The organism is Streptomyces phytophilus, from assembly GCF_013870535.1.
GTDB classification, from domain to species: Bacteria; Actinomycetota; Actinomycetes; order Streptomycetales; family Streptomycetaceae; genus Streptomyces; species Streptomyces phytophilus.
This window is the reverse complement of sequence record NZ_JACBXC010000300.1, coordinates 1-5,778: the sequence shown is the minus strand read 5'-3', so window position 1 is coordinate 5,778 and position 5,778 is coordinate 1. Positions and strand designations below refer to the sequence as shown.

Sequence of the window (5,778 nt, the reverse complement as noted above, 5' to 3'; positions counted from 1 at the left end):
GATCTCCTCGACGGTGCCGGCCGCGGCGATCCGCCCGCCGGCCATGATCGCCAGCCGGTCCGCCAGCTCCTCCGCCTCCTCCAGGTAGTGCGTGGTGAGCAGTACGGTCGTGCCGCCTGCGCGCAGTTCGCGCACCAGGTCCCACGTCGCGTGCCGCCCCTCGGCGTCGAGGCCGGTGGTCGGCTCGTCGAGGAAGAGCACCTCGGGCCGGCCGAGCAGCGCGAGCGCCAGGTCGAGCCGCCGCCGCTCGCCGCCGGACAGCTGCGACACCCGGACGTCCCGCCGGTCGGAGAGCCCGACCAGCTCCAGCGCCTCCGCGACGGGCCGCGGCCGCGCGGTGCAGCCGGCCCACATCCGTACCGTCTCGGCGACCGTGAGCTGCGAGGGCATCCCGCCCTCCTGAAGCATCACGCCGGTGTACGGGCGCACCTGCCCGCGCTCGCGGTACGGGTCACGCCCCAGCACCCGCACCTCGCCCCCGCTGGGCTCCGCCAGCCCTTCCAGCAGCTCGACGGTGGAGGTCTTGCCGGCGCCGTTGGTGCCCAGCAGGGCGAACAACTCGCCCCGGCGGACGGCGAAGTCGACGCCCCGTACCGCCTCGAAGTCCCCGTAGGCGCGCCGCAGCCCCGCTGCGCTGATCACGTTCTCCTGTGCACTGACCATGTCTTCAGACTTCCGCCGCCGCGGCCGCGGGTGCAGTGCACGCTGTCATCGGAGGCGATGACAGATGTCATGGCGGCGGACTTCCGGGAACACGAAAAGAGCCCCGGCCGAAGCCGGGGCCCTCCACTGAGCGGACGACGAGATTCGAACTCGCGACCCTCACCTTGGCAAGGTGATGCTCTACCAACTGAGCCACGTCCGCGTGCATCCGAACGACTCTCATCGTCCGGCGCGTGCTCCACTCTACCCCACTACTCACAGGGCTTTTGTGGCGGAGCGGGTGACAGGAATCGCACACTGCGCCTCCCTCTTGGAAAGAGGGCGCTCTACTACTGAGCTACACCCGCGTGGCCTCGGGGGGTCTCCCCTTGGCGTGTGCCCCGACTCTATCGGATCCCCGGGGGCAGATGGCAAGCCGGGCCGCCGAACGGCCCGAAGACGGCCCGGTGGACGGCAGGATGCCCGGCCGGCGCACGGTCGTGCGCGCGGCCGGCAGCGGTGTCAGTGCGCGGCTTCGAACGCCTCGTAGACCTTCTTGGGGATGCGCCCTCTGGCCGGCACCTCCATGCCCTGCGACCCGGCCCAGGCGCGCACGGTGGCGGGGTTGGGCGCGATGTCCGTGCGGGTGAACGCCCGGCCGGACGCGGCCTGCTTCCGCCCGGCCCGCAGGAAGGGCGCGAGCGTGCTGCGCAGTTTCTTGGCGTTCGAGGCATTGAGATCGATCTCGTACGACTTCCCGTCGAGTCCGAAGTTGACCGTCTCGGTCGCTTCTCCGCCGTCGATGTCGTCGAAGAGGCTGACCACTACGCGCTGCGCCACGAAACCGGTCCTTCCGTCGGTCGCGCCTGCCGCTTTCCCGCCCGCCGCGCGACCTGCGCGGAAGACCGGGGCTGCGGGAGCGCCGGCTCATTTTTGATCAGTGCTTTACCCTTTGTATCGCGACGGAATCAGTTGCGGAAGCCGAGCAATTTGGCCCGCGTGTCACGTCGCAATGCGGACCCTACTTTTATTCGACCCTTTACCCAAGTGGATATCACGGGCGATGCGGAACCGTAACCGGCCGGGCGCATATCTACCCGGGTAGATTTGTCCGCAAGGTACGCTGTCGTCACCGCTTCTTCACAACCCTTACCGGGAGTAGCCAGTGGCCCGCGTCGTAGTCGACGTCATGCTCAAGCCGGAGATCCTCGACCCGCAGGGGCAGGCGGTGCAGCGTGCGCTGCCGCGCCTCGGCTTCGCCGGGATCGCCGACGTCCGCCAGGGCAAGCGCTTCGAGCTCGAAGTGGAGGGACCGGTCGACGACGCCGCCCTCGACCAGATCAACACAATGGCCGAGACGTTCCTTGCGAACACCGTCATCGAGGACTTCACCGTACGTGTCGAGGAAGTCGCGCACCGGGGAGAGGCGAAGTGACCGCTCGTATCGGCGTCGTCACCTTTCCGGGATCTCTCGACGACCGCGACGCGCTGCGGGCGGTTCGGCTGGCGGGCGCCGAGCCGGTCCCGCTCTGGCACCGGGACAAGGATCTGCGGCAGGTCGACGCGGTGGTGCTGCCGGGCGGTTTCAGTTACGGGGACTATCTGCGCGCGGGCGCCATTTCCCGCTTTGCGCCCGTGATGGATACGGTGGTGGAGCAGGCCAGGTCCGGTATGCCGGTCCTCGGCATCTGCAACGGCTTCCAGGTGCTCACGGAAACTCATCTGCTGCCCGGCGCGATGTTGCGCAACAACCACCTCCACTTCATCTGCCGGGACCAGAAGCTCCGGGTGGAGAACGCGGGCACGGCCTGGACCGCCGACTACGCCGCGGGCCAGGACATCCACATCCCGCTGAAGAACATCGACGGCCGGTACACCGCGGACGAACGTACGCTCGACGAGCTGGAGGCCGCCGGCCGCGTCGTCTTCCGCTATCTGGACGGCAACCCCAACGGCTCGCTGCGCGACATCGCCGGCATCGCCAACGAGGCGGGCAACGTCGTCGGCCTCATGCCCCACCCCGAGCACGCCGTCGAAGCCCTCGTCGGCACCGGCCGCACCGACGGCCTGGCCTTCTTCACCTCGATCCTCAAGAGGCTGGTCCACGCATGACGCGCACGCCCCTCGATACCGGAACGGCGAGGGAGCGAGTTCGCGCCCTGAGCCACGACCGACTGGACCTCCGCGCGCGAAGGAGTGAGCGAGCGTGACCTTCGATACCGTCGCGTACGCCTCCGGCTCGCCCGACGCCGAGCAGCCCTGGGCCGAACTCGGTCTGAAGCACAACGAGTACGAGCAGATCCGCGAGATCCTCGGCCGCCGCCCGACCGGCGCGGAACTGGCCATGTATTCGGTCATGTGGTCCGAGCACTGCTCGTACAAATCGAGCAAGGTGCACCTCAAGCAGTTCGGCGACAAGGCTCCGCCCTCCGACGCCCTCCTCGTCGGCATCGGCGAGCAGGCGGGCGTCGTCGACGTCGGCCAGGGCTACGCCGTCACGTTCAAGGTCGAGTCGCACAACCACCCCTCGTACGTGGAGCCTTACCAGGGCGCCGCCACCGGCATCGGCGGCATCGTCCGCGACATCATCGCCATGGGCGCGCGCCCCGTCGCCGTGATGGACCCGCTGCGCTTCGGCGCCGCGGACCACCCCGACACCAAGCGCGTGCTGCCCGGTGTCGTCGCCGGCATCGGCGGCTACGGCAACTGCCTGGGCCTGCCCAACATCGGCGGCGAGGTCGTCTTCGACCCCTGCTACCAGGGCAACCCGCTGGTCAACGCCCTCTGCGTCGGCGTCATGCGGCACGAGGACATCCACCTCGCCAAGGCCGCGGGCGTCGGCAACAAGGTCATCCTCTACGGCGCGCGGACCGGCGGCGACGGCATCGGCGGCGCCTCCATCCTGGCCTCCGAGACCTTCGACGATGCGAAGCCCTCCAAGCGCCCCAGCGTCCAGGTCGGCGACCCCTTCCAGGAGAAGCTGCTCATCGAGTGCACCCTGGAGGCGTTCCACGAGGACCTCGTCGTCGGCATCCAGGACCTCGGCGCGGCCGGGCTCTCCTGCGCCACCTCCGAGCTGGCCTCCAACGGCACCGGCGGCATGCGCGTCGAACTCGACGTCGTACCGCTGCGCGACGCGACGCTCTCGCCCGAGGAGATCCTCATGAGCGAGTCGCAGGAGCGGATGTGCGCGGTCGTGGAGCCCGCGAAGGTCGACCGCTTCCTCGCCATCTGCGAGAAGTGGGACGTCACCGCCACCGTCATCGGCGAGGTCACCGACGGCGACCGGCTGGAGATCTACTGGCACGGCGAGCAGATCGTCGACGTACCGCCGCGCACCGTCGCCCACGACGGCCCGGTCTACGAGCGGCCGATGGCCCGCCCCGGCTGGCTCGACGCGCTCCGGGCCGACGACGCCGCGAAGCTCCCGCGCCCCGCGGACGGCGACGGGTTGCGCGCACAGGTCCTGCGGCTCGTCGGCTCGCCGAACCAGGCGGACAAGTCGTGGATCACCTCGCAGTACGACCGCTTCGTCCTCGGCAACACCGTCCTGGCGCAGCCCGAGGACTCCGGCATGATCCGCATCGACGAGGAGACCGGCCTCGGCGTCGCGCTGGCCACCGACGGCAACGGCCGGTACGCCAAGCTCGACCCGTACGCGGGCGCGCAGCTGGCGCTGGCGGAGTCGTACCGCAACGTCGCCGCCACCGGCGCCCGCCCGCTCGCGGTCACCGACTGCCTCAACTTTCCCTCGCCGGAGGACCCGGCGGGGATGTGGCAGTTCGCCGAGGCGTGCCGCGGCCTGGCCGACGCCTGCCGCACCCTGGGCACCCCCGTGACCGGCGGCAACGTCTCCCTCTACAACCAGACCGGCGACCAGCCGATCCACCCGACGCCGGTCGTCGGCGTGCTCGGCGTGATCGACGACGTGGCGCGGCGCACGCCGATGGCGTTCGCGCAGGAGGGCCAACTGCTCTACCTCCTCGGCGAGACGAAGGAGGAGCTGGGCGGCTCGGCCTGGTCGCAGGTGGTCCACGAGCACCTGGGCGGGCTGCCCCCGGCCGTCGACCTGGAGCGGGAGCGGCTGCTCGCCGAGATCCTGATCTCCGCCTCCCGCGACGGCATGATCGACGCGGCGCACGACCTGTCGGACGGCGGGCTGGTCCAGGCGGTGGTCGAGTCCTGCCTGAAGGGCGGCCACGGCGCGCGGCTGGTGGTGCCGGAAACGCTGGAGCCGGCGGTGTTCCTGTTCTCGGAGTCGCAGGGCCGCGCGGTGGTGGCGGTGCCGCGGAGCGAGGAGATGCGGTTCACCGACATGTGCGGCGCGCGGGGCCTGCCGGCCACGCGGATCGGCGTGGTCGACGGCGACGCCGTCGAGCTCCAGGGCCATTTCGGCATTCCGCTGGCGGAGCTGCGGGAGACGTACGAGCGGACGATCCCGGAGCTGTTCGCCTGAGTGAGCGGTCCCTCGGGTGCGGGGTCAGTGGGCCGGCGGCCGACCGGTCCCGCCGCCGCCCCCGAGGGCGTCCACGGCCCGGTAGATCTCGGCCTTCAGGCCCTCCGGGTCGGGTACGTGCCGCAGCGTCATCACGCCCTGCTCGGACGCGGACTGCACGTTGAGGGTCCCGTAGCGCATGATCCGCTCCCACAGGTTGGCGCGGAACGACACGTCGTTGACGCGCGACAGGGGGATGCTGCGGCCGGACTTGGACAGGAAGCCGCTGCGCTTGTGCAGCCGCTTGGTGGTGAGGATGTACATGGTGCTGCGCCACTGCAGCAGCGGGACGAGCCAGAAGTAGCAGGCGAAGATCGCCCCCACCGCCAGCACCCCGAAGCTCGTGTACTTCCCCCAGTCCTCGTCCGTCGGCAGCCACCAGACGAGCGCCCCGGCGGCCACCGCGATGACGCACAGCGCGAGGAACTCGTTGACCAGCGTGGTCCAGTGCTGGCGGGTCACGTACACCAGCGACTCGTCTTCTGCGAGGTAGCGGTCGGCGATAGGCATGCGCGCATCGTGGCACACGACCGGGTTGTCACACATCGGTCGTACGCTCCTGTCATGCCGACCGCCAAGCGCAGCGGCGCCCGCAGGGCGCGTACGTACGATCCGGCCAGGACGTGGACCGCGCTCACAGC

6 protein-coding genes and 2 tRNA genes are annotated in these 5,778 nt (G+C 70.2%); 3 read left to right on the top strand and 5 right to left on the bottom strand.

The window, feature by feature from the left end:
• From H5J30_RS15470 to H5J30_RS15455, 4 genes are all read right to left on the bottom strand, one after another.
• The coding region (locus H5J30_RS15470; RefSeq protein ID WP_181788013.1) for an ABC transporter ATP-binding protein at window positions 1-663 on the bottom strand (663 nt) is incomplete at its 3' end.
• A 129-nt stretch (window positions 664-792) separates the two neighbouring features.
• Window positions 793-865 (bottom strand) — tRNA-Gly (locus H5J30_RS15465).
• A 73-nt stretch (window positions 866-938) separates the two neighbouring features.
• Window positions 939-1,010 (bottom strand) — tRNA-Gly (locus tag H5J30_RS15460).
• Between the two features lie 154 nt (window positions 1,011-1,164).
• On the bottom strand, window positions 1,165-1,482 hold the full coding sequence (locus tag H5J30_RS15455) for a histone-like nucleoid-structuring protein Lsr2 (protein WP_027745315.1): 318 nt from the start codon (window positions 1,480-1,482) through the stop codon (window positions 1,165-1,167).
• 325 nt (window positions 1,483-1,807) lie between these two features.
• On the opposite strand from H5J30_RS15455, the gene purS reads away from it, so the two are divergent.
• The 3 genes from purS (at window position 1,808) to purL (ending at window position 5,098) form a co-directional block, all read left to right on the top strand.
• Window positions 1,808-2,077, top strand: a complete 270-nt coding sequence (gene purS / locus H5J30_RS15450; protein WP_181788012.1) for a phosphoribosylformylglycinamidine synthase subunit PurS — start codon at window positions 1,808-1,810, stop codon at window positions 2,075-2,077.
• Complete coding sequence (purQ, locus tag H5J30_RS15445; protein WP_181788011.1) at window positions 2,074-2,754, top strand: phosphoribosylformylglycinamidine synthase subunit PurQ; 681 nt, start codon at window positions 2,074-2,076, stop codon at window positions 2,752-2,754. Before purS ends, purQ begins: the two co-directional genes overlap by 4 nt.
• 94 nt (window positions 2,755-2,848) lie before the next feature.
• Window positions 2,849-5,098, top strand: coding sequence for a phosphoribosylformylglycinamidine synthase subunit PurL (purL, locus tag H5J30_RS15440; protein WP_181788010.1), 2,250 nt, complete (start codon window positions 2,849-2,851; stop codon window positions 5,096-5,098).
• Window positions 5,099-5,122: 24 nt separating this feature from the next.
• On the opposite strand, the gene H5J30_RS15435 is transcribed toward purL, so the two are convergent.
• The gene (locus H5J30_RS15435; protein WP_181788009.1) at window positions 5,123-5,683 is read right to left on the bottom strand and encodes a PH domain-containing protein; all 561 of its coding nucleotides are present in this window, start codon (window positions 5,681-5,683) and stop codon (window positions 5,123-5,125) included.
• Window positions 5,684-5,778 lie beyond the last annotated feature (95 nt).